Source organism: Streptomyces sp. NPDC002730, assembly GCF_042888805.1.
Lineage (GTDB): Bacteria > Actinomycetota > Actinomycetes > Streptomycetales > Streptomycetaceae > Streptomyces.
On the sequence record NZ_JBIAQG010000011.1, the window covers coordinates 89,389 to 114,637 of the forward strand.

Consider the following 25,249-nt stretch of genomic DNA (forward strand, 5'->3'; position numbering starts at 1 on the left):
GCGCAGATGCCGACGTTTGACCAGGTTCTCCATGTTCGCCTCGGGAGCCTCAAGGAATCTGTTACGGACTGGGGTGCGACGTACGACAAGCTCGTGAAGCTGGAGGAGAAGGCGGAAAACGGTCTCCGTACGAAGGCCGACAAGGCCGACTGGGAGGGCGAGAACGCGGGCGTAACTCGCCCCTTCGTGAAGAAGACCGCCAAGGAGTTCGGAGACGCCGCCAAGGTGGCGGACAGCATCCGGAACATCCTTCGGGACTCGCTGGCCGAATTCAAATCGGCGAAGGAATCGCTCGAGAAGCTGGTCGAAGAGGCGCCGGGTAAGGGAATCCGTATTGATCCCGACGGCGTCGTCAGCTACTTGATCCATCCCGATCGCAGGAGTAAGAACTACGACGGGCCCAAGCCCGAACAGGCCGACTTCGATGCGATGAGGTCTGCCATCAAGGCTGCCATTGACAAGGCGAACGATGCCGACGATGTGGCATCTCGAGCTCTGCGCACGGTCGTTGGCACGGACGAGAGCAACTTCTCCGGTACTGACTACGACTCCCTCAAGGATGCCTCCAAAGCTCAAGACGCAGAGGATGCCAAGGAGGCGGCGAAGATCGTCAAGAAGGGTGACGACGCCACTGCGGAGGAGATCGACAAGCTCAACAAGTACTTCAAGGACAACAAGGGCGACCCGTACTTTGCCGAGCGATTCGCCCTCGAAGTGGGTCCGAAGGGGAGCTTGGAGTACTGGGCCGACATGGGTGTTCCGGGTGACGGCCCCAGCCGCCTCGGCATCGACCACCGCGACAAGCTGGCGGAGCTTCAGAAAAACTGGAGCATGACTCTGGCCGCTGCCACGCATTCCACCAGCCCCGAGATGGAGCAGTGGAAGGCGGATGTGATCAAGGCCGGCAGCGAGCCCATTCAGTCGCGTGGTGCGCATCCGTACGGCTTCCAGGTCATGAGCAACCTGATGCGCGTCGGGGACTACGACGACAAGTTCCTGCGCAATTACGGCAACGCGCTCGTCGTGGCCGAGGACAAGATCACACACGGCGGCTCTCATCCGCCCGGCCGGGCCTGGTTCCAGCCGCAGCAGGCGCACCTCAACTGGATCGGCGGCGGTGCGGGCCAGGACCCGATGTCCGGCTTCATGGAGGCGCTCGGCCACAACCCGAAGGCGTCGACCGAGTTCTTCAACAGCGACATCGACCTCACTCCGGAGAACAGCAAGGACGACAAGAAGCTCAATGCGTTCGACTACTTCTCCAAGGACCGGGACTGGCCCGAGGAGCTGAACGACAAGGGCAGGATGAGCAAGGAGCCCGGCTACGACGCGCTGGGCCATGCGCTGGAGTCCGCCACGACGGGCCATCCGTACGACGCTCCGGCCGAGGGTCTGAAGGATGTCCGTACGGCTGAGAACGCCGAGGTCATGCAGAAGGTCGTCGAGTACTACAGCGGCGAACCGAAGCACATGCACGAGCAGCCGGGCATCGATGACAGCCTCGGCAAGATGGGTGCGGCGTACATCGACGAGCTGGACCGGTCGCTGGAGCAGGAGAACGGCTCCTCCATGCAGGAGGTGACGGACTCGCCCTTCGGAGCCAACGGCAAGAACGGTCACTCCCGCTTCGGCGACAAGTTCGACACGGAGTTGCTGTTCAACCGGGGCGACGCGATCAACTTCATGGGCATCGTGGCGCAGAGTGAGTCCGGCCACGCCCAGCTGTCGGCTGCCCAGACGATCTACACGACGAGTGTCATGGACGAGGTCGGTCCCAAGCCCGGCTCCGGGCATGCCCAGGATCTGGACCTCACCGACGCCAAGACCGCGCTGCGGATCGGTGCGGAGACACACGGCATCCTCGACGAGTCGCGCATGGCGCAGATCGACCAGGATTACGACAAGGACTCCGAGGAGCACAAGAAGGCCGTCGGAAGGACCACGGAGTGGGTCAAGTTCGGCGTGGGCGCGGCGGCTGCGGGTGGTGTCGCGGCGCTGACCGGCGGCATGGGCGGAGTGCTTGTTCCGCTGGCCACGGAAACCGTGGGCGGTGCCGTGGTGACGTTCCTCGGTATGGAGGCCGATGACATTGCGGAGAAGTACGAGGAGGACGAGCTCCTCAAGAAGAAGTCGGACGACCTGAAGGACGAGGCGCTGGAGACGGGCAAGCAGAACGCCCTCGTGCCGGCCAACGCGTATGCCGACGCCCCCGGCTGGAAGAAGGAGGACAGCAACTACGTTCGGGAAGAGCTGACCAAGTACGTCAAGGACAGCCGCCTGCATGCCAAGGACGACTCACTGCCCGACCCGTACAAGCCGAAGAAGAATTGACATGCGAACCACGCTGAGAATGTTCATGGTGCCCGTGGCCGTCGTCGTCCTGGGGGCGGCAGCGGGGTGCTCCTCCGACAACGGAGGCAAGGACGCGATGAAGGGCAAGCCTGTCGCCGAAGTCTGCGACGGCTTCGCGAAGGACACCCCGGCTCTCGATGCCCTCAAGGCGATCGCCGGGGACGGTGATTTCGCCGATGACCGTTCTCTGCCAGATGAGACGCTCAAGGCCTTGCGAGAAGCGGACGGCGAGCTCACGACGAAGGAGCTGGCGAGCGGCACTCCCCTTTGCCGACTGCAGGCGGCAAAGGACGGTGAGTCGGCCCTCGACATTGACTTCCGTGAGGCCTTGGTGGTTCCGAAGGGCCGGGACAGGTCGACCTTCTCCTACTTCATCACCGGCGAGGATGCGCTCTCCGCGAACCGTTTCGCGAAGATCCTTTTTGAGTGCCGTATGAAGGAGCCCGCGAAGAAGATCATCGTCGCGGCGGAGCTCGAGCGATCGAACAAGAGCGAGGCCGCGGTGAAGGATCTCCCCGGGCTCCAGATCACGGTACTCAACGCAGCGGCCCGCAAGGTCGCCGCCGATCTGGGCTGCCAGAACGACACCAAGCTGGTGAGCGGGGTGCCCAAGCCCGCGGCCTGAGCCGGCTCAGGGCGCCGGCGGTGCCGGTGGGCTGCAGTTCCTGCACAGACCCGGCTGTGGAGCCCGGAAGGCGCGGTCGCAGAGATCGCAGTTTTGGAGCGGGTCCGGGCAGCGGGCCAGTTTGTGGGCGGCCGGGAGCGGTGGCGGCAGCATCGCCGTGAGGCGGTGGGCGAGTAACGCTGCCGGGTGGTGGATCGCACCGCCGGGAAGCGCTGCGGTGAGAGTGCGCCGTACCGCCTCCGGGGTGACGCCGCGCTCGAGCCAGGCGTCGACCGCCGGGGCGAGGCGGCGTACGTCTCTTTCGGCTAGGAGCAGGCGTGGGTCGTCGCACCGTAGGGCCGCGACGAGATCGAAGGCGGCCGTAGTCGCCGACGCGGGTAGCGGCAGGACTGGTGCGGGGCGCGCGTGCTGCGGGCGCTTTGGTGGTGACGGGGTTGAACTCGGCTCCGTAGCGCCGGGATTGTTGTAGGAGACCGTACGGGTGATCACTCGGCCCGATCGCAGCCGCTCACGCGTACGAGCGAGGTAGCCATGGGCCTCCAGCTCCCGCAGGGCGGCCGCGATGCGGACCTCGCCCTCCGGGAAGCGCTCGGCGAGGGCCTTGATGGAGACCTTCGCGCCAGCGGGCAGCGACTGGATGTGGGCGGCCAGGCCGATGGCCGTAAGCGAGAGTTCGCGGTGCTGGGTGAGGTGGTTTCCGACCACAGTGAAGCGGTCCGGGTGGCGGCGGTTGATGTGCCGGATGCCGGACGTGGGAACGGAAGGCGACGCGCACGGGGGCGCGTTAAGCTGCGGATCAGCCATCTGGGAAGCGTCTACTTCCTCGGTGGTCAGGCCCTCGATCGGGATTGCAGTCCCGGCCGGGGGCCGTCGCGTGTCTGTGGTTGTCAAGGCCGAGCCTGCACTGCCAACCGGCATATGCGCCAGCGAGGTTGGGGCAGATCACTCGTAGGAGTGATGGGGGCTGGGGGTGGGTTGGAAGGGTTCTCTCCCACGGTTCTTTACTCCTTGGTCGTCGCGCCGCACCGGGCGCGGGCTCGCCGGGTTGTGTAAACCTCGATACGGTCAGAGCGGGGTAATTGCTTCGATTTAGGCCGACCGGCAATAGGCGCCCGGGAGGTGGCGGGGACATCAGAATGGTCACGTGTCCACGCGATCATGGAGTTCTCTACGCTCAGTAATCACAAAGGACGGCCTGGCCGCGCTGCCATTTTGCCTGCTTGAACCCTCCCAGAGGGGAGTGCAGGGTGGATGCATGACATGGACAGCACCACCGGTCGAGCGCACCAAGCAGCTAGGCGACCTGGGTACCGTAACTGAGCGTCAGATGTTGGAGGGTTGGCTGAGCTGGCACCGGGAAACGTTGCTGGCCAAGTGCGCCGGGCTTGAGCCAGCCCAATTGGCGCCCGTAGAGCCGTCGAACCTCACCCTCCTTGGCTTGGTCCGGCACATGGCGGAGGTAGAGCGATGGTGGTTCCGGCGAAGCTTCGCAGGTGAGGCCACGCCGCCATTCACTACCGCTGGGATGAGCGTCCCACCACGCGCCGCCTCAAGTGATCCATTTGCCGGTCGGTCTTAAAGCCAGGCTGTCTCGTAAGCGCCGTAACCTGACCAAGTCCCCCGTCGGCCGGCGAGCGTCTCAATCAGCAGCGGCCCCGCCCAGACTTTGCGTGGGACGGGTGTTCGGGAGCGCGGGGCAGCGTGTGTGCGTGGGAGCGGGTGACTTCGATACGTACCGTCCTCGCCTGACTCAGGGTGCTCAGAACACCGGCAGCGCTGTCAGCCAGCCCTCCGTCGTCACGAAGACGCGGTTTCCGTCGGCGTCGAAGCCCGTGACCTTGCCGCGCGGGGTGTACGAGATGAGGGGACTGCCCTCCTCCGGCTCGATGGCCTGCACTTCGGGATAAATGTTCAGGATCCAGACGCAGCTGCCCTGGACCAGCACAGGGGTGTCCGCGATTCCCAGAGGCTCCTGTTTCCACATCGTCGTGCCGTCCGACAGCCTGGCGCGCTGGGCCCAGCGTCCGCGCATGGCGAAGGCCGAGTCGCCGATCAAGGTCGGGTCGGCCCAGCTCTCCCGGGTCCCGTCGTAGTTCTTGTGGGGCTTGGTTGTCCAGATCTCCTTGCCGTCGGAAATCCGGCGTGCATGGAGGTCCCTGCCACCGAAGTAGCAGTTCTCGCCGGTCACTTGAGGAGGGTAGGGGGACGTCTGCCCGGAGGTGACCTGCCACACCTTGCGTCCGTCTCGCGTGTCGAAAGCCACGACGTGCCCGCCCGAGGCGGACATCAGCAGGCGGCCCTGGGCGGCCCTGCCACGGGGGCGGGCCTCGGTCAGGAGGTTCACCGGGCTCGGCGCCGTCCAGCGGATGCTCGCGTCCGAGCGGCTGATGGAACGCAGCCGGCCGTCCTGGGTGACGAGGTACACCGCCTCGTCGTCCGAGGCGAGTACGCAGCGGGCCTGGGCCGGAGCGGTCCACTTCCGTTCGCCGGTGGAAGCGACGAAGGTGAGCAGCTTGCCGCCAGGGCCGACGGCTGCGATCAGCCGGTCGGACACGGAGATGTACCGGCCGGAGGCGTCTACGTCGGGAGCGGTCCAGCGCGGCTTGCCGTCGATGACGCTGTGGGCGGCGATGCCGCCTCCCCGGGCGCCGAAGACGATGACGTCCCGTACCGGCTTGGGCGGAGGCGAGTTGTCGGCGGTGATGTTCAACGGCCCCCATAGGGGCTTGATGGGCGGGGCGTCTATACCGAAGGTGATCTCACCCTTGTTCGGGTCGAGCAGGGGCGCATTCGGTGTCGTCACGGCTGGCGGGATGTCGAAGGGGCCCGACTCCTTCCTGCCCTCGGTACCGGTCCCGGAGTTTTCGTCCCGGCGAAGCCACCATGCCGCCGTTCCGCCGCCCGCTGCGAGGACCGTGCCGCCCGCTGCGAGGGTGGTCAGCAGGCGGCGGCGGGAGACCGGGCGGGGACCGTCCATGGCGGTGACCCGGTCGATGCCCGTCTCGCGAGACTTGATGTCGTCGGCCAGCAGGCCGCCGCGCCGCCATATGCGATCGGCGCACTTCGGCGGGGCGAATGCCGAGGGGATCTGACCGGGTGCAGGCCTAAGACCTGGGTCCTTGGCGAGACATGGGCCGATGAGCTGCTGGAGCGCCGGTGAGACAAGCGTCAGGTCCGGCTCGCCGTGCACCACCTCGTACTGCACAGCGGCGACATGGCCGGCGTCGAACGCACGGCGGCCACTTGATGCGAAGGCGAGCACGGCTCCGAGGGAGAAGACGTCAGCAGGCGGGCCGACGCGCTGCCCGAGGATCTGCTCGGGGGCGCCATAGCCAGGCGTGACCGGCACCTGGCCCGTGGTGGTGAGCGTCAGCCCGTGTTCGGGGCGGGCGATGCCGAAGTCGATGACGCGCGGTCCGGCCGACGTCAGCACGATGTTGGCCGGCTTGAGGTCGCGGTGGATCAGCCCGGCCGCGTGGATGTCGTGGAGCGTAAAGGCGAGGGCCGAGGCAAGGGCGCGTACGGTCGGATCGTCCATCGCCCCGTACGTACGGATCGCTTCGTCGAGGGTCGGTCCTGCCAGGAACTCGGTGGCGATCCACGGACGCCCGCCCTCCATCTGCGACCCCAGGACCCGCGCGACTCCCTTGCTGGTGACGGCCTGCGCCATCTGCGCCTCGCGCACGAAGCGCTGGGCAAGGTGCTGGTCGTGGGCCAGTTCGGGGCGCAACACCTTCACGGCTGCGGGGCGGCCGGAGCCGTCCTGGGCGAAGTAGACCTTACCCATCCCGCCCTCGCCGAGCACGCCGAGGAGACGGTACGGGCCGAGGCGGAGCGGATCGCCGGTGCCGAGCGGGTTCATGTGGGGAAGCCTTCTACTGGAGGGGGAACGCGGCGAGGAAGCGATGGCCGTACGCGATCACGACCTTGGCGCTTTCGTGGCCGAAGAAGCGCGTGCCGACGGTCTTGTATGTCTTCGCTGTCGTACGTGAGGACATGTTGATCGCGCGCAGACCCGAAGGTCCCTTGCTGTAGACGTACTTGGCGCCGACAACGGGAGCGTCGGTGAGGTCCGCCTTCGTACCCTCGCCGCCCTTTTCCTCCCAGCGGACTGTTCCGTTCGTGGCGTTGACTGCGATGACGCCGAGGCCCCTCTGCACGGCGCACACCAGGCCGTTCTTGACCGTCGGTGGGCCGCACACGGTTCCGGGCCGGGACTTGGCCAGGCTCCAGGCCTCACCACCGTCGGTCAGGCGCAGCGCGCGCAGTGGCCCCGTGCCCATAAAGACATGCTGGCTGTCCGTCACCAGACGCTCCCGTACCTGCTCCGGCTGGACATTGGCGGGCTTGTCCCAAAGGACGGCCCCGGTGCGGGAGTTGTGCGCCACGACACGGACCGAACCCTGGTTTGTCTCCTGCAGGAGGATCAGCCGGTCTCCAACGACCCGTCCGGCAAGGAAATGGAGCCGGTCGGATTTATCGGGTCGTCGCGGCAGGCTGTGGCTCCAAAGCACCTTTCCCGTACGAATGTCAACGGCGGCGAGCGACCAGGACTGGCCGCTGTCGAAACCCGGCCACTCCTTGTCGCGTTCCTTGCCCGCGGCGGCGAGGTAGATCGCCCCGCCACTTGCGCAGATGAGCTGGTTCTCTACGACCACCCCGTTGAACTCCTGGATAAGAGGCAGGCGCTTCTTCGCCTTGCCGGTGGTGAGGTCGAGGGACTCGACAACCAGCGGCCAGGCCTTGCCCTTGTGGCCGACGGACTCTTTCAACTCGCCGATCCGGTAGACCTGTTCACCGTCGGAGGTGACGGTCCAGTTGTCCTCGAGCTTGCCCGTGGTCCACTTTCCCGCGCCCGTGGACGCCTCGACTCCGGCAAAGCCATTGCCGATGGCCAGGACCACCTGGTCGCCGACCGGGAAGGGGACGGAAGCTGAGCCCGGAAAGAGGTCGAGGCCGCTCGGCTGACCCACTTGGATCTGCCACGCGTAGTCGGGCTGTGGTTCCACCGACCCGGTTGGGGACGGGCCACTGGCGACCGGCTTCGGCTCGTTGGCGTCGGGCCCGAGCCACGCCCAGGCGCCCGCCCCTGCAGCGGCCACACCCAGAATCGAACTTCCGCCGACCGTAAGGAGCTTGCGGCGGGACAGAGCCGGGGCCTGGCGGGTGGTGTGGGCGGAGGTTGTGTATGCCGGCGCCGGAAGCCGGTACGGCTGGTGCTGCCAGACCTCCGTCGCGCGGCGGGCGATCTCTGCGAGGACCGTGTCCGGGAGATGGTCCGCGAACTGGCCCTGGCCGTCATGGAGTTGAGTGCCAAGCTCCCAGGTGCTGGGGCGCTGCGACGGGTCCTTCGACAGGCAGCGCGTCAGGATCGGGACCAGAGTGTCGGGGACCCCCGTCAGGTCGGGGTCGGCGTAGCGGACGCGGTAGAGCAGGTCGGCGGCCTGGCCGGCGCCGAAGGGACCGTGGCCCGTAGCGGCGTGAACCAGGACGCCGGCCAGCGCGAACACGTCGCCCGCCGGGGTGTGTTCCTGGCCCGTCGCCTGCTCAGGAGACATGAACGCCGGGGTTCCCGCTGCCGCCCCCGTACGCGTGAGGCGGTCGTCGCCTGCCGCCCGCGCGATGCCGAAGTCGATGATTTTGGGGCCGTATGCCGTGACCATGACATTCGACGGCTTCAAGTCGCGGTGGACGACATCCGACGCGTGGAGCTGAGCCAGCGCCCCGGCGAGCGCCGCCCCCAGCGCACGGATCGACGTCTCCGGCAGCGGCCCGGCCAGTGCGACCGCGTCGTCCAGCGGCGGGCCGAGGACGTATTCGGTGGCCAGCCAAGGCGTTTCGGCCTGCGGGTCGGCGTCGACCACGATCGCGCCGTGATGGCCGCCGATGATGCGTGCCGCGTCGGTCTCCAGCCGGAAGCGGGTCCGGAATCCCGGGTCGGTGGCGATGCCCGCGTGCATGGTCTTGAGCGCGGCGGTCCGGCCGCCGGCCGAGCGTGCCAGGTAGACGGTGCCCATGCCGCCGCTGCCGAGGCGGGCGATCAGACGGTACGCACCGAAACCGGCGGGATCGTCATGCGTTAGAGGGGAGAGCACAGGTCAGGCACCGTGGGTCTGCGGGACGCGAAGCTCCGCGGCGAGTACCTCGGCGGACTGGCGGGCCACCGCCGCCACCACACGGCCCGGCAGCCAGCCGGGCGTCAACAGCGAGGTGCTCGAGTCAAGAACCGTTGACGCCGGCGCTGTGGACGCGGGCGGCAGCGAGTGCAGGACCTCGGCCGCCGTCGGGCGGGCCGCCGGGTCGCGGGTGAGGCAGCGGGAGATCAAGGAGCGCAGGGATTCGGGGAGTTCGGCACTGTCCGGGACCGTGTGGCCGGTGGCGGCGTACGCGAGGACCGCGCCCAGGGCGTAGACGTCCCCCGGCGGGCGCGGGCGGCCGCCCGATGCCTGCTCCGGGGCGAGGCTGCCGGGCTCCAGGCCGGGCAGGCCGGAGCGCTGTTCGCCGTCCGGGGCGGCGGCGCGTACGGCGCCGAAGCAGGTCAGACGCGGGCCGTCGCCCGCCAGCAGTACGGCCGCCGGTGACAGGCCGGCGTGCGTGATGCCCGTCGCGTGCGCGCCCGCCAGCGTCTCGGCGAGGGCAGTCCCGATGGCCCGCACCGTGCGCTCCGGCAGGGGGCCGCCGTGGACGGCGAGGGCCACGGGAAGCGGCAGCGAGGGGAGGTACGGGGACGCGTACCAGGGGGAGTCGGACGGCGGCGACAGTTCGGCGACGGGGGAGACCCAGGGGCCGAGCAGCCGGCGAGCGGCGTCCGCCTCGACGAGAAAACGTTCGGGATCCACGCCTTCCCCCGGTGTCCTGACCAGCACCGTACGATCGCCGTCCGCGCTGCGCGCGATGAAGCGGCGCTCGGGGGCAGGGGGAAAGCCCGGACCGGCCGGATCGAGACGCGTGATGAGGTAGTACGGCCCGATCTGGCGCGGACTGTGCCCCTGCGGCCGTTCCGTGTGTGCTCGTTCCATCTGCTAAGCCCCCGTGGTGGTCATGAACGACAGGAGCCTACTCAAGTGCCGGTGCGGGCCCGGAGGGTGGTCCGTCCTGGGGCGGTCACGGACCGCCGATCGTTCGTCGGCTCTGAGGGCGCCTTGCACGTGCAATCCGGGTCAGGCGCGTACCGGCATGGCGACGACCGAGCCGCCGTGCGCGGCGAAGAGCCGGTTGCCGTCGCCCGACACCTCGTACGCCGCCCCGTCGTCCTTGTCGCCGAAGGTGTACGGGAAGAGCTCGTCGCCGGTGTCCGCGCTGACTGCCGTCAGTCCGTAGTAGCCAGACTCGACGATCCAGACGGTGCCGCCCTGCACAACCGGCCGCTTCCGGGGGTCGTCGCCGTATCCGCGCAGGTAGAACTTCCACTCCTTCGTCCCGTCGCTCGCGCGCCGACGGTACAGCCCGTCGTCGACGGCGTACAGCTCGTTCCCGCGCACTGCCGGAGGACCCCAGCCGCCGCCTGACTCATCGACCTTCGTCTCCGGCTCCACCGACCAGATCTTCTTGCCGTCGGTGAGCGCGTGAGCGGCCAGAGTCCGCCCGCCGAAGTAGACCCTGTCCTTCACGATGGCGGGCGCCAGAGCCGCCGTTCCCTGGTTGGGCAGGCCCCACACCTTGCGGCCGCTGGCCGTGTCCAGGACGACAACCACGCCGTCCGATGCGAAGAGCACCAGGCGGCCCGCGCCGACGGCCGCCGCCGGTGGGGCGGTGTACGAGGTGCGTACGGGCGTGGGGATCGACCACAGCACCTTCCGCGTGGCGACAGCGACCGCGCTCAGATGCCGCTCCTTGGTCATCACGTAGACCGTGTCGGCGTCCGCCGCCAGCAGCTTCTCGACGGTGATGCCGGAAGTCGTCCAGGCCTGCTCCCCGGTGGATGCGATGAACGCCTGCAATGCGCCTTCCGCGTCCGCTCCCACGACGAGCCTGTCGGCAACCGTCACGAAGCCGGCCGAGCCACTCGCCCCGGTGGCACGCCACTTCTGCTTCCCATCGGTCACGCGATGGGCGGCCAGGCCACCCTTGTCGGTCTCGAGGATCACCACGTCGCGTACGGGAAGGGGAGCCGGGGTCTTCGCACCCGCCCCGCGCACGGGGCCCCACAGCGGCGCGAAGTCGTCGCCGGCAGCCAGTACCGCGGCTGACGGCGTCTCGACGGCCGGCGGAACGGCGACCGGCGGCGGCCCCGAACCGTCCCGACCGCCGCCCTTGAGCCACCAGGCGGTCGTACCCGCACCGGCCGCGAGGACCGTGCCGCCCACGGCCAGGGCGGTGAGCATGCGGCGCCGGGACGGCTGGGCGGGAACCTCTGTCGAGTACGACGAGACCAGGTGCTCGGCCGTGGTCTCCCGCCGGGCGATCTCCTCCGCCCAGGGCCCCTGCCGCCAGACCTTGCCGGCGCTCTTGGGAGGGGCGAGCGCCAGGGCGATCTGCGCGGGTACGGGCCGCTGCGCCGGGTCCTTGGCGAGGCAGGGGAGTATCAGGTGGCGGAGCTGGTCCGGCACCCGGCTCACGTCCGCCTCACCATGGACGACTTCGTACTGCACCGCAGCCACATGCGGGCCGTTGAAGGCCCGTTGCCCACCGGCCGCGTACGCGAGAACCGCCCCGAGCGAGAAGACGTCGGCCTGCGGACCGACCCGCTGCCCGAGGACCTGCTCGGGAGCGCCGTAGCCGGGGGTGACCGGGATCTGGCCCGTGGTGGTGAGCGTGAGACCGTGCTCGGGCCGGGCGATGCCGAAGTCGATGACGCGGGGGCCGCGCGAAGTCAGCACGATATTGGACGGTTTGAGGTCACGGTGGACCAGGTCCGCGGCATGAATGTCCTGGAGCGTACGGGCGAGGGACGCGGCGAGCGCACGCAGACCGGGCTCGCCCAGCGGCCCGTACGCGTCGACCGCCTCCTCCAGCGTGGGTCCCGCCAGGAATTCGGTGGCGATCCAGGGCCGTCCGCCCTCGGTCTGTGCGCCCAGTACCCGAGCCACGCCGGCGCTGGTCACGGCCTGCGCGGTCCGGGCCTCGCGGACGAAGCGCTGGGCCAGGTGCTGATCATGCGCGAGCTCGGGCCGCAGGACCTTCACCGCCGCCTTGCGGCCGCTGTTGTCCCGCCCGAAGTAGACCTTCCCCATGCCGCCTTCGCCCAGTGTGCCGATGAGTCGGTACGGGCCGAGGCGCAAGGGGTCGCCGGTGCTGAGGGGGATCATGGTGAGGCTCTCTCACTCGAAGGGCAGGGCGGTCACGGTGGCGTCGTCGGCGCCGATGAGCGTCTTGGTTCCCTCGTGCACCGCGAAACGGATCGCGGAACTCGGCGAAGACCGGACGGACTTGTGGGTGCGGAGATCCACGGCGCTGATGCCGCTGGTCACAGGCGCGTACACGAACTTCGTACCGACGACCGGTGGCACATCGAGCCTCGGGTCCTCGTCCTTCGTCAGGTCCTCCACCTCCTCCCACAACAGCTTTCCCGTGGTCGCGTTCAGGGCGACGAGGCCGCGGCTGCCCTCGGCCGCGTACACGACGCCGTTCTTCACGGCCGGAGGCCCGTAGAGCCGAGAGTTCTCCTCGACATCGCCCCGATTACGCCCCTCACCGAACGACCAGGCGACCTTGCCGTCGGAGTGCCGGACCGCGTGGACCCGTCCGCTGCCGATGTAGACGTGCTGCTGGTCCACAGCGAGTTGGCCGGGAATCAGGAAGGAGTTGTCGCCCCGCACTCTGGGCATCTCCGTCGTCCAGAGCCGCTTTCCGGTGCGGATGTCGGTGCCGCTCACGCTGAAGTCCGGGAGAGTCACCCCGTTGCCCGCGGTGACCAGGCACTTTCCGACTGCCTTCGCGCTGATCGCATGCGAGCCGTTGTCGGGATAGATCATCCCGTGAGGCCGCTGCCAGAGCTTCTTCCCGGTACGGATGTCGACGGCGAGCAGGCGCCAGCCCTTGGCCTGGTCGGCGAAGTCCGTGGCCTTGGGCCCGGTCCAGGCGATCAGATAGAGGACGCCGTCAGCGGCGGTGAGCAGTTCCACGTCGTGCACGGAGCCGCTGAATTCGGCGAAATGCCCGATGCGACGTTCGAGGGTCCCATTGGCTGCCGAGAACGCGCTGAGTGTCAGCCCCTCCCCTTCGGTCTCCTCGGGCACGAAGCCGTAGATCGCCGTGCCGTCCGATGCGATCTGCTGCCCCACGTCAAGCAGGGGGTAGGACCAGCGCTGCTTGCCGGTCTTCGGGTCCAGGCCCAGCAGCCCAACGTCGGACAGGGTGACGACTGTGTTGCCGACGGGCATGGGGAGCTGGCGCTGCCATTTGTCGGCGACATCGACGCTCCACACGGCCGACGGCCCGTTGTCGGCTTGTTTGTCGTCCGAAGAGTCGTCGCCGGCGTGCTGCTTGTCGGACCACGCCCACGCCCCGATGCCTGCGGCAGCCACGCCGAGGGCTGACCCTCCGCCGATCGTGAGCAGCTTGCGGCGGGACATGCCGCCCGGGGCGGGGGGCTCGAACTCCTGCGGGGCCGGAAGGCGGTGCGGTTGGTAGTACCAGACCATCGACGCACGGCGAGCGATCTCGAAGAGGACGGCGTCGGGGAGGTGGTCGGCGAACTGGCCCTCCCCGTCGTGGAGTTGGGCTGCCAGTTCCGTGGTGGTGGGGCGGTGGGCCGGGTCCTTGGAGAGGCAGCGGGTCAGGATCGGGGTGAGGGCGTCGGGTAGGCCGGTGAGGTCGGGGTCGGCGTAGCGGACGCGGTAGAGGAGGTCGGCGGGCCGGCCCGAGCCGAAGGGTCCGTGGCCCGTTGCCGCGTAGGTGAGGACGCCGGCGAGGGCGAAGACGTCGCCCGCCGGTGTGTGTTCCTGGCCTGTTGCCTGTTCCGGGGACATGAAGGCGGGGGTGCCCGCGGCTGCTCCGGTGCGGGTGAGGCGGTCGTCGCCTGCTGCGCGGGCGATGCCGAAGTCGATGATTTTGGGGCCGTACGCCGTGACCATCACGTTGGAGGGCTTGAGGTCTCGATGGACGACGTCGGAGGAGTGCAGTTGGGCGAGTGCTCCGGCCAGGGCTGCGCCCAGGGCTCGGACCGAGGCTTCAGGCAGTGGTCCGGCGATGGAGACGGCGTCGTCGAGGGGCGGGCCGAGGACGTACTCGGTTGCCAGCCAGGGGGTTTCGGCGTGCGGGTCCGCGTCAACGACGGTCGCGCCGTGGTGCCCGCCGATGATCCGGGCGGCGTCGGTTTCGAGGCGAAAGCGGGTACGCGAGGCCGGATCCGATGCGATGCCCGCGTGCATGGTCTTGAGCGCGACGGTACGGCCGCCGGCGGAACGGGCCAGATAGACGGTTCCCATGCCGCCGCTGCCCAGGCGGGCGATCAGGCGGTATGCACCGAGCTGGGCTGGGTCGTCGTGGGTGAGAGGGGACGGCATCGTGTCAGTTCCGTACCGCGCCGAAGCCCGTCGGGCGCGGGCCGTCTCCGGCCAGGCGTACGGCCGCGGGGGAGCGGCGGCCGGTCGGAACGAGGCGGGTGATCAGGGAGTACGAACCGATCTGGCGCGGAGTGTCCACGCGCGGTCGATCCGTCTGTGCTCGTTCCATGTGCGAATCCCCCGTCGACAAGACAACAGCAGCAGAGCCTACCGAGTGCCCGAGCGCGGGTTCGCCGGGAGGTGGATGGCTGCGCTACGCGTTTGCTCGTCGGCCTCCTGTGACGTCTGGGTCATTCGCATGGCGAAACCGCAGGGCAAGCGATTGGCCCCAAGAGCGGGTAACCGCCCCCACTCGTGACTATTTGTAGCTAATTGCAGCCGCAATTCAGGGCTGTTCCCTGTCTTAAACGCTCGCTACAGTGGCTCTGAAGCAGTGGGTAACGGGGGAGGGTACGTTGCTGCCGAGCAACGGTAGGTCGGGGACACACGTCGTGTCCCCCTGCCGACCTGCTCGGGGCTGCCGAGGACGCGATGGTGCGAGGCCGGCTCGGAGGACGTGAGACGAAACGGTGCGGCGGCTGCGGGCGGAGTGCCCGCCCCCCGCTGTGGTCCGCCGTACGGTGGTCCGCCGCAGGTTCCGCCACCCCTCATCGATCAGGTCTCCGTAATTCCTGTGAGTCACAGCGAACCAGCCTTGGCAATGATCCGACCGCAGTCCTGAGGAAGACATGTCGTTCGAAGAGGAATGGGCTCAGCACAAGAGCGAGGCCACAACCCGAATGCAGCTCAACCAACTTGACCCCGGTGACGGTGGGCGAGGCGGGCAGAGGCTTCACGTGACGTACAGCGTGCTGATGGGCCGCGCGGACAAAGCTGACACTGCCCGTGGTGACTTTGTTGATGCCGACAACAAGGCGATGACAGAGACCGCCCAGGTGGGAGCGAGCCTCAGAGGCTTCAAGTCGGGTCCCGCCTTCGCCACCTTCCTCACTCGGTGGAAGAAGCAGGTGTCCTACGTCGAGGGCTTGCTCAAGAACGATGTGGCGGGTGCTCTTCGGGCCTCCGCAGCTGATTTCGAGGTACGCGACAAGGACGAAGCAGACCGCTACAAGAACTCCCGTAAGGGAAAGAACGGTGGCGCCGACGACAAGCCGGACCTGAAGTAAGAGGCTGAGGAGATCACGGACATGCTCGACTACAAGACGCTCCTCCATGCCGACTTCGCGGGGCTGTCAGAGGCGGTGACCCAATGGGGCAAGCTTCCTGAAAAGTTCGAGAAGGCCAACACCCTCTACTGGAACACAGTGGTCAAGGACATCTATGGGTCCGACTGGAAGGGCGAGGCGGCCACCGCGGCCTACGAAAAGCTCTCCATGGTGGACAAGCAGATGGTGGCTGCCGGCGACGAGGCAGCGGACGTCCACAAGCTGCTCTCCGATGCCCATGAGATCTTCACAGAAGCGCAGAAGAAGCTGAAGACCCTGAAGGCCGACATCGAGAAGGACAAGTACCTCTCGATCAAGCCCGACGGCGAGGTCTGGTTCGATCCCCCAGAGGGCAGAAACGGGTTCCAAGACACACGGAATCCTTGACCAGGCTCGGGTCAGCGAGATCAATCACTCGTACGGCGAAGCCACGGACGCAGCCAACCGCAAGATGGCCGAAGCCGCGGAGTGGAAGAAGTTCGGGGTCAGTCAGGGCGTCGGTCTGGGAGTCGGCCTGGCCACGCTGCCGTTCGGCGGGCCCACGACAGCGGCAGCAGTCGCCTTCGCCGTACCCGCCGTCATCGAAGGTGTGGGCGGAGCCCTGGAGACCGATCAGGGCATCAGGATCGATCGCGAACTGGCGGAGCAGGAAGCCGATTACGACCGCAAGGAAGAAGTGTCCAAGAGGGAGTTTGTCTCGCTGGGCAGGTCCCGTGCGGTCGATCCGCTCGAGGCCTACATCGCGGTCCACCCTGAACTCGAAGGGACCAGGTGGCACACGGAGATGAAGCACAACTTGGAAGGCAGCTACAACTTCGGTGACAACGAGACCGACCAGACTGATGCGGACTGAATGATGGAGCAGGTGTTTTCCCGTCGGTCTCCCGCAGTCGCTCTGCTTGCGTGTGTGCTGTTCGCGAGCACGGCGTGCGGCGGGAGCGACGAGGAGCCGGAGAAGAAGTCCAAGCCCTCGGTTGCCCTTACGCCGTTGAGCGGTGCCTGCGGGGGGATCTTCGTCAAGGAGACCGTCGCCGAAGTGCTGGGCAGACCGAAGGGCAAGAGCCTCGAGCGAGGCGCCCAGGCCGAACTTGCTGTCGATAAGGCGGCTGAGGTGGGGCGATTCCTCGGCGAGGAAATGGATTGGTCCAGGCCCTCCAAATCCACCTGCTTTGTCGATGGCGAATCGGGTGGGTCCGCAGAGATCGACATCCAGTTCGGATGGTGGCCCGGGCCCTTCTCGAAGGAGGGCGCGAAGCCAGGGAAGTCCGCCGTGTTCCAGGCCGATGAAAGCGGGTCGTCTCTGCTTGTCGACTGCAGGCGGGCCGATCTGGCCGAGTCGGGGAAGAAGGCAGCTGTCCTTCGCGGTGTCATCACCGACCGTGTCGGCCTGAGCAGCAATGCAAGTGCCAAGCTCCTCATTGCCTCGGCCAAGAAGGTGGCGGAGGGCTTGAAGTGCGAGAACGAACTGGCGTTTCCTGATCCGCCGGAGCGGCAGAAGGGCCTGAAGTAGTGACCGGCGTAGTCGTCTTCTTCTTCCTCGCGGCCGCCCTCTTCGTCGCCCTCGGGCTTGCTGATCAGCGCAAGCTCTACTGGAAGCTGTCCTCCTGGCGTTACCGCAATCCCGAGGCCAATGAGCCCTCGGACACCGCGTACGCCATCGGGCGCGTCGTCGTCTTCGCCGCTGCGGGGATCATGGTGTTTCAGGGGTGCTCGGCCATGAACTTCGCCGATGAAACCTCCTGGAGCAAAAGCGAGTTCAACGAGGCTGTCCAGAGCGCGGCCGTCTCGTTGGGGGACGAGTCGCACGTCGACTCGTCGGCCGGTGGCTATGCCTCGCTGATCGAGTCGAAGGTCGGTGACGCGGGCGAGGGCAAGGGGCCGTCGTACGCGGTCGAGGCCAAAGCTGTCGGTGAGAGTGATGACTACGAAGTCACCGCGCGCGGTGAGGACTTCGTCTTCTGCATGCACGTCTCGCAGAGCGAGTCGGGGGAGGGCGGGTTCGCCGTTCCGGGTGCGGACGGGTCGAGCACGGTGGTGCCCGAGTACGAACTGACGGCCACCGCCGTCGAGGGCTCGTGTTGAGGTCGTTGCTGTGTACGGAAGCGGCCGCTCCTGCGCCGTTGGGGTGACCGCTTCCGTCCGTTCGGCAAGGCGTATCGGGGTCGCCCCGGCTTGTTGAGGAACAGGTGCGAGGGTTCTTCGGCGGCGAGACCCCGGCCGGCCGCTTCAGAAGACCGGGAGCGCGGAGAGCGAGTTGCCGTCCAGGAGGAAAACGCGATTGGCGTCGGCCACGAGCCAATAGGCGTCGGGGTTCTTGATGATGCGGAACACCCAGGAGGAGAAGCGTTGTTCGCTGGTCTGGTCGAGGACGTTTATCCCCCCTCCTGTTTTATTGACGGCAACCGACCAGAACCCATTGCCTTGAACGACAAGTGGGCTGGGGGGGTCGCATTCAAACAGGCCTTCATACAGCCAGCCGTCCCGGCGCCCGTCGCGGATGCCGAAGCGCAGAGGAAGTCCGAGCACGGCTGCGTACAAGTACGCGCCATGGACGGTCGGAGGGCCCCAGGAGACCGGGACGCCGCCCGGTGGACGTGGGTTCTCGGCGGCCCAGCGCTCCTTTCCGTCAGTGATGTCGAGAGCGTAGAGGCGCTTTCCGGTCACGAAGAGGGAGCGCCCAGAGATGGCAACACCTACTCGGTGGTCGGATTGTTTGCGTCGGTCCCATACTTTGCGACCGCTGCTGGTGTCGACGGTGACGATGTCTCCGTCCGCCGTGGTGATGACCAGGCGGCCATGTGCTGTGATGCCACGTGACGTGGCCTTCGTGCCGAGATCGGCGTCGACCCGGACCGTCCAGCGGATCTTGGCATCGGACCGGCCGATGCTGCGCAGACGACTGTCCTTGGTGACTACATAAACGGCTTCGTCGTCCGCGGCGAGGATGGAGGACGCCTCCGCCGGAGCCGTCCATTTGGGCTCGCCCGTCGACGCGACGAAGGTCAGGAGGGTGCCGCTCTGGTCGATGGCTGCTACCAGTTCATCGGAGAGTGACAGGTATCGGTGAGCGGCCACAGCCTCGGGCGCGGACCATCGGAGTTTGCCGTCGACGACGCTGCGCGCTGCGATACCGCCTTTTGGGGCCCCGACGATGATGACGTCGCGCACGGGCAGGGGCGCAGGCGAGTCATCGCCGAGAGCCGATGTGAGGCTCCAGAGCGGAGCGGGAGTCTCGCCCAGGACGTAGTCGCCCTTCTTCGCGGACAGGACGTGGGCTTTCGGGGTCTTCACGGCCGGAGGGATGTCGAAGGGATCCCTCCGGGTACCGTCCGCCTTCCAGCTCCACCATGCGGCCGTGCCGCCGCCGACGGCAAGCACGGACCCGCCGAGCGCGAGGGTCGTCAACAGACGGCGTCGTGAGACGGAACGCTGTGTGCTCACCCCTGGCAACGTGGTCATCCGGTGGAGGCTGCGCTCGCGTTCCGTGATGTCCTGTGCGATGGGGCCCCGCAGCCAGGCACGTTCGGAACCTCGGGGCGGGGCGAAGAACTGGGCTATTTGGTCCGGGGCAGGCCGCAACGAGGGGTCTTTGGCGAGGCACGGACCGATCAACGGTTGGAGGGTGGGCGGTACGCGGTCCAGGCGCGGCTCACCGTGAACGACGTTGTACTGCACGGCGGCGACGTGTGAACCCTCATACGCACGTTGTCCACTCGCCGCATACACCAGTACAGCGCCCAAGGAGAAGACATCGGCGGGCGGTCCTACGCGTTGGCCGAGCACCTGCTCGGGGGCTCCGTAGCCGGGCGTCACCGGGACCTGGCCGGTGGTGGTGAGCGTGAGACCGTGCTCGGGGCGGGCGATGCCGAAGTCGATGACGCGGGGACCTGCTGCAGTGAGCACGATGTTGGCGGGCTTCAGGTCGCGGTGGACGAGGCCGGCAGTGTGGATGTCCTCGAGCGCGTGAGCCAGCGTCGCCGCGAGGGCTCGTACCAACGGCTCGTCGAGCGGCCCGTGCGAGCGGACGGCGTCCTCGAGGGTCGGGCCGGTCAGGAACTCGGTGGCGATCCAAGGGCGCCCGCTCTCGGTCTGGGCGTCAAGGACGCGGGCCACGCCCTCGCTGGTGACAGCCTGAGCCATCTGGGCTTCGCGGACGAATCGTTGCCCGAGGTTCTGGTCGTGCATCAGGTGGGAGTGCAGGACCTTCACAGCGGCAAGGCGCCCCTCGCCGTCCTGCCCGACGAAGACCTTGCCCATGCCTCCCTCGCCCAGAATGCCGAGGAGACGGTACGGGCCGAGTCGGATCGGGTCTCCGGTTTGCAAGGGCTTCATGGCCGCGGTGCTTTCTGTGTGTTCACCGGAGGGGGTAACCGGCGGCGTATTCGTCGCCCAGGGCGATGAGTCGCTTGGTGGATTCATGAGTGAAGTACCGGGCACCGGCAGCTCTGAAAGGACGGGATGCGACGCCGCTGCGAATATCTGCGGCCACGAGTCCCGAGGGAGACTTGCTGTACACGTACTTGATGCCCACGACGGGAGGAGCGTCGAGACCCGTCGCGGTGTCCCCGCGGTCCTTCTCTGCCCAGCGCAACTTCCCGCTGTCGGCACGGACCGAGACGACGCCCCGGCCCTGCTCCACTGCGTACACAACGCCGTCCTTGACGCTCGGCGGGCTGTAGGCGGCCCCGGAGCGTCCCTCTTCGAAACGCCACGCCACCTTGCCGTCACGCAGGTTGAGAGCGATGAGTTCACCGGCGGCCGGGTACACGTGATTCTCGTCCACCGCCAGACTCGCTCGGCTGAAAGCCGGCTCCTTGCCGTCAAGCGCCCTGTTCCACAGGGACTTGCCGGTGCGGGCGTTGCGGACGACAAGGCGAAGTCTGCCGTCCGCGGATTGCTGGACGAGTACCAGATACTCCCCCTGGACCTGGGCGGACAGGAAGTGCAGGCGTTCGGATTTGTCCGGTCTTGCGGGGAGCGGCTGAGTCCAGAGCTCCTTGCCCGTGCGGCTGTCGAGGGCGAGCAGGAACCAGGACTGGTCGCTCCGGAACCCGTCGGTCGATACGCGTCCTCGGCCTCCCACCACGTAGACCGCGCTGTCCGTGGCGCAGAGCAACTGATTCTCGAAGAGGTGTCCCCGCAGGTTCTTCAGCCGGATGAAGGGTTCCTTGAGCTCTCCGGTGGCCAGATCGACGATGCCGATGGCGAGCGGATCGGTTTCTTCGAAGGGGTACTCGATGGCATAGATCTGCCGGCCGTCCGTGGCGACTTGATGGAAGAAGTGCACATCCGGGTCGGACCACTTCGTCTTGCCTGTCTTGGGATCCAGGGCCTGCAGGGAGCTGGCGCTCTGCGCCACAGCGACCACGTTGTCCAGGAGGAGCGGCGCAGACGGAATGCGAGGGCTGATGCCGTAGTCGGTCTTCATCTGCCAGATCAAGTCCCACTTGGGGCTGCTCGGGGCAGTGGGTGCCGCCTTTGGATCGGTGCTGTCCTGCCTGAGCCAGGGCCAGGTTCCTGCTCCGACTGCGGCCAGGCCGAGTACGGAACTGCCGCCCACGAAGAGGAGTTTGCGGCGCGACATGGCGGGTGGGGTGCTGTTCGGTTTGGTTTCGGCGAGGGCGTGGCCCGGCGGAGGCGGGAGGCGGTTGGGCACGACACGCCAGACGTCCGAAGCGCGACGGGCGATCTCCGCGAGCACAGCGTCGGGGAGGTGGTCGGCGAATTGGCCCTGGCCGTCGTGGAGTTGTTCGGCGAGTTCCCTTGTTGTGGGCCGCTGGGTGGGGTCTTTGGAGAGGCAGCGGGTCAGGATCGGGACCAGCCCTTCGGGCACGCCCGTCAGGTCCGGGTCGGCGTATCGGACGCGGTACAGCAGGTCCGCCGCCTGGCCCGCGCCGAAAGCGCCGTGGCCCGTTGCCGCGTACGTCAGTACGCCCGCCAGGGCGAAGACGTCACCGGCGGGGGTGTGCTCCTGGCCCGTGGCCTGCTCGGGGGACATGAAGGCGGGCGTGCCGGCCGCTGCTCCCGTACGGGTCAGGCGGTCGTCGCCCGCCGCCTTGGCGATGCCGAAGTCGATGATTTTGGGGCCGTACGCCGTGATCATGACATTGGAGGGCTTCAGGTCGCGGTGGACGACCTCGGAGCCGTGGAGCTGAGCGAGTGCCCCGGCGAGGGCTGCGCCCAGGGCCCGCACCGATGGCTCAGGGAGGGGCCCGGAAAGGGAGACCGCGTCGTCCAGGGGCGGGCCGAGGACGTACTCCGTTGCCAGCCAGGGGGTTTCGGCGAGTGGGTCCGCGTCGACGACCGTTGCTCCGTGGTGGCCGCCGATGATGCGGGCCGCGTCGGTCTCCAGGCGGAAGCGGGTGCGGAAGGCCGGGTCCGAGGCGATGCCTGCGTGCATCGTCTTGAGCGCGACGGTGCGGCCGCCGGCGGAGCGCGCCAGGTACACCGTGCCCATGCCGCCGCTGCCCAGGCGCGCGGTCAGGCGGTATGCGCCCAGCTGGACAGGGTCGTCGTACGTCAGAGGCGAAAGCACCGGTCAGTTCCTGGGGGAGATGCGGAGTTCGGCAGCCAGCACTTCCGCCGACTGGCGGGCGATCGCCGCCACAACCCGGCCCGGCAGCCAGCCTGGTGTGAGGAGCGATGCAGTTGAGTCGAGCGTCGTCGCGGTGGGGGCGGGTGATGACGGGGGGAGTGAATGCAGCACCTCGGCTGCGGTGGGGCGGTCCGCCGGGTCCCTGGTCAGGCAGGCCGAGATCAATCCCCGTAGTGAGTTGGGGAGTTCGGAGCGTTCGGGGACTGTGTGGCCGGTGGCGGCGTAGGCGAGGACCGCGCCCAGTGCGTAGATGTCGCCCGGCGGGCGCGGGCGGCCGCCCGATGCCTGTTCCGGTGGCAGGCTGCCGGGTTCCAGGCCCGGGCGGCCGGTGCGTTGTTCGCCGTCCGGAGCCGCCGCGCGTACCGCGCCGAAGCACGTCAGGCGCGGGCCGTCCCCGGCCAGGAGCACGGCCGCGGGGGCCAGGCCCGCGTGAGTGATGCCCGTGGCGTGTGCGCCCGCAAGCGCCTCGGCCAGCGCCGCGCCCAGGGCTCGCACGGTCCGCTCGGGCAGCGGGCCGCCGTGGACGGCCAGAGCCACGGAGAGCGGGAGCGCGGGGAGGTAGGGGGAGGCGTACCAGGGGGCTGTGGACGGGGGCGCGACCTCGACGACGGGAGAGACCCAGGGCCCGAGCAGGCGGCGGGCCGCGTCGGCTTCGACGAGGAAGCGTCCGGGGTCGACCGCTTCGAGGGGAGCGCTCACCAGCACCGTACGGTCGCCGTCCGCGCTGCGCGCGACGAAGCGCCGCTCGGGAGCGGGAGGGAAGCCGGGGCCGGTCGGATCGAGGCGCGTGATCAGGTAGTACGAGCCGATCTGCCGCGGAGCATCCAGGCGTGCTCGTTCCGTCTGTGCTCGCTCCATCTGCGAATCCCCCGGGCCGTCTCGAATGACAGGAGCCTACTCAAGCAGCGGAGCCTGCCCGGAGGGTGGTCGGCTTGCGGTCGCGATCCTGAAGGTCAGGGCGGGCGCGGGAGCAGCACTCATGCCGGGACGGACAGGACGGTCAGCTCTTCGTGGGTGAGGAGGAACAGACGGTCACCTTCCGCCGACATGGAGTGAATTGGCCATTCCTGCGGGTGGAACCATGCGCGCTCACCGGTGTCCTTGCGGACTGCTGCAACGCCCAGGGCGGGGTCATCGAGGGCACGCGCATAGACGAATCGGCCGTGGACCAGCGGACCCACCTCGGACGATGTGCGGAACTTCAGTTCGTGCGTCCAGACCTTCGCGCCGTCACTCACGCGCCGGCAGTGGAGGACGTTGCCGTCGATCGCGTAGACAAAGGCTCCGGAGACGGTCGCCGGGCTCCAGCGGTTCTTGTTGAGGAGGCCCTGCATGGAAATGGACCACACCTCCTTGCCGTCGCTCAGCCTCACTGCCTTCAACGTGTCGTTGCCCAGCAGGACCAAGTCCTTGTGTATCGCCGGTGTCGTGGGCAAGAGAGCCAGGTCATTGCGGGCCCACACCTTCTTGCCCGTACGACTGTCGAGAACGGCCGCATCACCCGTCGCGCTGTAGAGGGCAAGCCGGTTCCCGGCAACGGCGCCCTGGGCTATGGCGTCGATGTTGGCGCGGATCGGTGAGGGGACGATCCACCGCTGTTTGCGTGTTGCCAGGTTGTAGCAGCGGATCTCTTCGCCGTAGTGGACGTACAGGGATTCATCGTCCATCGCGATGAGCGTTTCCCACCCCGCGTAATCCGACGATCTCTCCGTTCCAGTGGATGGGTCGAGACCAAATGTCTCGCCGTGGCTGCTCGCAAGGACCAGTCCGCCGGGCAGGGCGAGGAAGCCCTTCTGTGCGTCGAAATCGGGCTTCGCCCACCTCTGCTTTCCGCTCCCGGCGTCGTACGCAGCGATGCCCTCGTCCGGCATGCCGACGACCACGACACCTCCCACCGGCAACGGCGGCGGGCTCAACACGTCCGCGACCTTCAGTGGTCCCCACAGCACCACCGGTTCCCTACTGGTCTTCAGAGCGTTCTTGTCCGCCCCGTCGTCCTCCTTGCCGCTCCCCATCAGCCAGGCGGTGGTTCCGCCGCCGGCCGCCAGCACTGCCGCCCCCGCCGCCAGGCCTACCAGCAGCCGCCGACGGCTCGGCGCGGCCGCTACGACCGTCCCGGGGAGGGTGGCCTGCGCTTTCGCGTCCGCCTCGCGGTGCTGGATGTCGGCGGCCATGGGCCCCTGCCGCCAGATCCGTTCGGCTCCTCGCGGTGGTGCGAATGCCGTACGGATCTGCGGCGGGAGGGGACGGTGGGCCGCATCCTTCGCCAGGCACGGCCCGATCAGTACGCGCAAGTGCTCCGGGATGTGGCCGAGGGACGGCTGCCCGTGCACGACTTCGTACTGCACCGCGGCCACATGCGCGCCTTCGTACGCCTGGCGCCCGCTCGCCGCGTACACCAGCACGGCTCCCAGAGAGAAGACGTCCGCCGCCGTTCCGACGCGCTGTCCCAGCACTTGCTCGGGGGCGCCGTAGCCCGGTGTCACCGGGGTCTGGCCCGTGGTGGTCAGAGTGAGTCCGTGCTCGGGCCGTGCGATGCCGAAGTCGATAATGCGAGGGCCCCGCGAGGTCAGCACGATGTTCGACGGCTTGAGGTCGCGGTGGATCAGCCCGGTGGCGTGGATGTCCTGGAGCGTGTCGGCGAGCGAGGCGGCGAGCGCGCGGAGGGCCGGCTCGGCCAAGGGGCCGTACGCCTGCACAGCCTGGTCCAAGGTCGGTCCCGCCAGGAACTCCGATGCGATCCAGGGACGGCCGCCCTCGGTCTGGGCCGCGAGGACACGCGCCACCCCCTTGCTCGTCACCGCCCGGGCCGCTTCGGCCTCGCGCAGGAAGCGCTGCACCAGATGCTGGTCATGGGCGAGTTGAGGCAGCAGGACCTTGATGGCCGCAGCCCTGCCCTGGCTGTCGTGACCGAAGTACACCCGGCCCATGCCGCCCGCGCCGAGTACGCCGACAAGACGGTACGGGCCGAGGCGAAGGGGGTCGCCGGGGCCGAGGGGGTTCATCAGGGTTGCCTTTCCGGGTC

18 protein-coding genes and 1 pseudogene are annotated in these 25,249 nt (G+C 68.0%); 8 read left to right on the forward strand and 11 right to left on the reverse strand.

Translation table 11 applies throughout. The annotated features are described in order from the left end of the window. Window positions 1–6 precede the first annotated feature (6 nt). Window positions 7–2,331 carry a DUF6571 family protein gene (locus ACFYXH_RS26990; protein ID WP_389567939.1) on the forward strand — a complete coding sequence of 775 codons (2,325 nt, stop codon included), beginning with the start codon at window positions 7–9 and terminating at the stop codon, window positions 2,329–2,331. Window position 2,332: 1 nt separating this feature from the next. Further along, complete coding sequence (locus ACFYXH_RS26995) at window positions 2,333–2,977, forward strand: hypothetical protein (RefSeq protein WP_389567942.1); 645 nt, start codon at window positions 2,333–2,335, stop codon at window positions 2,975–2,977. A 6-nt stretch (window positions 2,978–2,983) separates the two neighbouring features. On the opposite strand, the gene ACFYXH_RS27000 is transcribed toward ACFYXH_RS26995, so the two are convergent. Next, window positions 2,984–3,781, reverse strand: a complete 798-nt coding sequence (locus tag ACFYXH_RS27000) for a helix-turn-helix domain-containing protein (RefSeq protein ID WP_389567945.1) — start codon at window positions 3,779–3,781, stop codon at window positions 2,984–2,986. 451 nt (window positions 3,782–4,232) lie between these two features. On the opposite strand from ACFYXH_RS27000, the pseudogene ACFYXH_RS27005 reads away from it, so the two are divergent. Next, a pseudogene (locus tag ACFYXH_RS27005) lies at window positions 4,233–4,484 on the forward strand (DUF664 domain-containing protein); the annotation flags it as partial. 252 nt (window positions 4,485–4,736) lie between these two features. Here ACFYXH_RS27005 and ACFYXH_RS27010 read toward each other — a convergent pair. The 6 genes from ACFYXH_RS27010 to ACFYXH_RS27035 form a co-directional block, all read right to left on the reverse strand. Further along, window positions 4,737–6,839: a PQQ-binding-like beta-propeller repeat protein gene (locus tag ACFYXH_RS27010; protein WP_389567947.1), complete on the reverse strand. Its 2,103-nt coding sequence runs from the start codon at window positions 6,837–6,839 to the stop codon at window positions 4,737–4,739. 13 nt (window positions 6,840–6,852) lie between these two features. Then, window positions 6,853–9,072 (reverse strand): protein kinase, encoded by a 2,220-nt coding sequence (locus ACFYXH_RS27015; protein ID WP_389567950.1) that lies wholly within the window; start codon window positions 9,070–9,072, stop codon window positions 6,853–6,855. A gap of 3 nt (window positions 9,073–9,075) precedes the next feature. Continuing rightward, window positions 9,076–9,996, reverse strand: a complete 921-nt coding sequence (locus tag ACFYXH_RS27020; protein ID WP_389567952.1) for a serine/threonine protein kinase — start codon at window positions 9,994–9,996, stop codon at window positions 9,076–9,078. A 141-nt stretch (window positions 9,997–10,137) separates the two neighbouring features. Next, window positions 10,138–12,225 (reverse strand): serine/threonine-protein kinase, encoded by a 2,088-nt coding sequence (locus tag ACFYXH_RS27025; RefSeq protein WP_389567954.1) that lies wholly within the window; start codon window positions 12,223–12,225, stop codon window positions 10,138–10,140. Window positions 12,226–12,237: 12 nt separating this feature from the next. Next, complete coding sequence (locus ACFYXH_RS27030) at window positions 12,238–14,424, reverse strand: PQQ-binding-like beta-propeller repeat protein (protein ID WP_389567956.1); 2,187 nt, start codon at window positions 14,422–14,424, stop codon at window positions 12,238–12,240. A gap of 4 nt (window positions 14,425–14,428) precedes the next feature. Then, window positions 14,429–14,563 (reverse strand): hypothetical protein, encoded by a 135-nt coding sequence (locus ACFYXH_RS27035; protein ID WP_389567958.1) that lies wholly within the window; start codon window positions 14,561–14,563, stop codon window positions 14,429–14,431. 589 nt (window positions 14,564–15,152) lie between these two features. Between ACFYXH_RS27035 and ACFYXH_RS27040 the strand changes: the two genes are divergently transcribed. The 5 genes from ACFYXH_RS27040 to ACFYXH_RS27060 all read left to right on the forward strand — a co-directional run bounded on the left by ACFYXH_RS27040 (window position 15,153) and on the right by ACFYXH_RS27060 (window position 17,711). Beyond that, a complete protein-coding gene (locus tag ACFYXH_RS27040; RefSeq protein WP_389567961.1) occupies window positions 15,153–15,590 on the forward strand; it encodes a hypothetical protein in 438 nt (145 codons plus the stop codon). Window positions 15,591–15,611: 21 nt separating this feature from the next. Beyond that, on the forward strand, window positions 15,612–16,016 hold the full coding sequence (locus tag ACFYXH_RS27045) for a hypothetical protein (protein WP_389567964.1): 405 nt from the start codon (window positions 15,612–15,614) through the stop codon (window positions 16,014–16,016). A gap of 64 nt (window positions 16,017–16,080) precedes the next feature. Beyond that, window positions 16,081–16,482, forward strand: coding sequence for a hypothetical protein (locus tag ACFYXH_RS27050; RefSeq protein WP_389567966.1), 402 nt, complete (start codon window positions 16,081–16,083; stop codon window positions 16,480–16,482). A 54-nt stretch (window positions 16,483–16,536) separates the two neighbouring features. Then, window positions 16,537–17,139, forward strand: a complete 603-nt coding sequence (locus ACFYXH_RS27055) for a hypothetical protein (RefSeq protein ID WP_389567969.1) — start codon at window positions 16,537–16,539, stop codon at window positions 17,137–17,139. Beyond that, window positions 17,139–17,711, forward strand: coding sequence for a hypothetical protein (locus tag ACFYXH_RS27060; RefSeq protein ID WP_389567971.1), 573 nt, complete (start codon window positions 17,139–17,141; stop codon window positions 17,709–17,711). Before ACFYXH_RS27055 ends, ACFYXH_RS27060 begins: the two co-directional genes overlap by 1 nt. A 144-nt stretch (window positions 17,712–17,855) precedes the next feature. Here ACFYXH_RS27060 and ACFYXH_RS27065 read toward each other — a convergent pair whose 3' ends face one another. The 4 genes from ACFYXH_RS27065 to ACFYXH_RS27080 form a co-directional block, all read right to left on the reverse strand. Beyond that, entirely contained in the window at window positions 17,856–19,961 is a 2,106-nt protein-coding gene (locus tag ACFYXH_RS27065) for a protein kinase (RefSeq protein WP_389567973.1), read from the reverse strand. A 22-nt stretch (window positions 19,962–19,983) separates the two neighbouring features. Beyond that, window positions 19,984–22,164 (reverse strand): PQQ-binding-like beta-propeller repeat protein, encoded by a 2,181-nt coding sequence (locus ACFYXH_RS27070; RefSeq protein ID WP_389567976.1) that lies wholly within the window; start codon window positions 22,162–22,164, stop codon window positions 19,984–19,986. 3 nt (window positions 22,165–22,167) lie between these two features. Beyond that, complete coding sequence (locus ACFYXH_RS27075; RefSeq protein ID WP_389567979.1) at window positions 22,168–23,082, reverse strand: serine/threonine protein kinase; 915 nt, start codon at window positions 23,080–23,082, stop codon at window positions 22,168–22,170. Window positions 23,083–23,201: 119 nt separating this feature from the next. Further along, on the reverse strand, window positions 23,202–25,229 hold the full coding sequence (locus tag ACFYXH_RS27080; protein WP_389567982.1) for a PQQ-binding-like beta-propeller repeat protein: 2,028 nt from the start codon (window positions 25,227–25,229) through the stop codon (window positions 23,202–23,204). Between the last annotated feature and the right edge of the window lie 20 nt (window positions 25,230–25,249).

Bases quoted from the DNA above. Each gene is read 5' to 3' on its own strand.
- ACFYXH_RS26990 (WP_389567939.1), top strand. From the start codon at position 7: ATGCCGACGTTTGACCAGGTTCTCCATGTTCGCCTCGGGAGCCTCAAG.
- ACFYXH_RS26995 (WP_389567942.1), top strand. From the start codon at position 2,333: ATGCGAACCACGCTGAGAATGTTCATGGTGCCCGTGGCCGTCGTCGTC.
- ACFYXH_RS27000 (WP_389567945.1), bottom strand. From the start codon at position 3,781: ATGGCTGATCCGCAGCTTAACGCGCCCCCGTGCGCGTCGCCTTCCGTT.
- ACFYXH_RS27010 (WP_389567947.1), bottom strand. From the start codon at position 6,839: ATGAACCCGCTCGGCACCGGCGATCCGCTCCGCCTCGGCCCGTACCGT.
- ACFYXH_RS27020 (WP_389567952.1), bottom strand. From the start codon at position 9,996: ATGGAACGAGCACACACGGAACGGCCGCAGGGGCACAGTCCGCGCCAG.
- ACFYXH_RS27025 (WP_389567954.1), bottom strand. From the start codon at position 12,225: ATGATCCCCCTCAGCACCGGCGACCCCTTGCGCCTCGGCCCGTACCGA.
- ACFYXH_RS27030 (WP_389567956.1), bottom strand. From the start codon at position 14,424: ATGCCGTCCCCTCTCACCCACGACGACCCAGCCCAGCTCGGTGCATAC.
- ACFYXH_RS27040 (WP_389567961.1), top strand. From the start codon at position 15,153: ATGTCGTTCGAAGAGGAATGGGCTCAGCACAAGAGCGAGGCCACAACC.
- ACFYXH_RS27045 (WP_389567964.1), top strand. From the start codon at position 15,612: ATGCTCGACTACAAGACGCTCCTCCATGCCGACTTCGCGGGGCTGTCA.
- ACFYXH_RS27050 (WP_389567966.1), top strand. From the start codon at position 16,081: ATGGCCGAAGCCGCGGAGTGGAAGAAGTTCGGGGTCAGTCAGGGCGTC.
- ACFYXH_RS27065 (WP_389567973.1), bottom strand. From the start codon at position 19,961: ATGAAGCCCTTGCAAACCGGAGACCCGATCCGACTCGGCCCGTACCGT.
- ACFYXH_RS27075 (WP_389567979.1), bottom strand. From the start codon at position 23,082: ATGGAGCGAGCACAGACGGAACGAGCACGCCTGGATGCTCCGCGGCAG.
- ACFYXH_RS27080 (WP_389567982.1), bottom strand. From the start codon at position 25,229: ATGAACCCCCTCGGCCCCGGCGACCCCCTTCGCCTCGGCCCGTACCGT.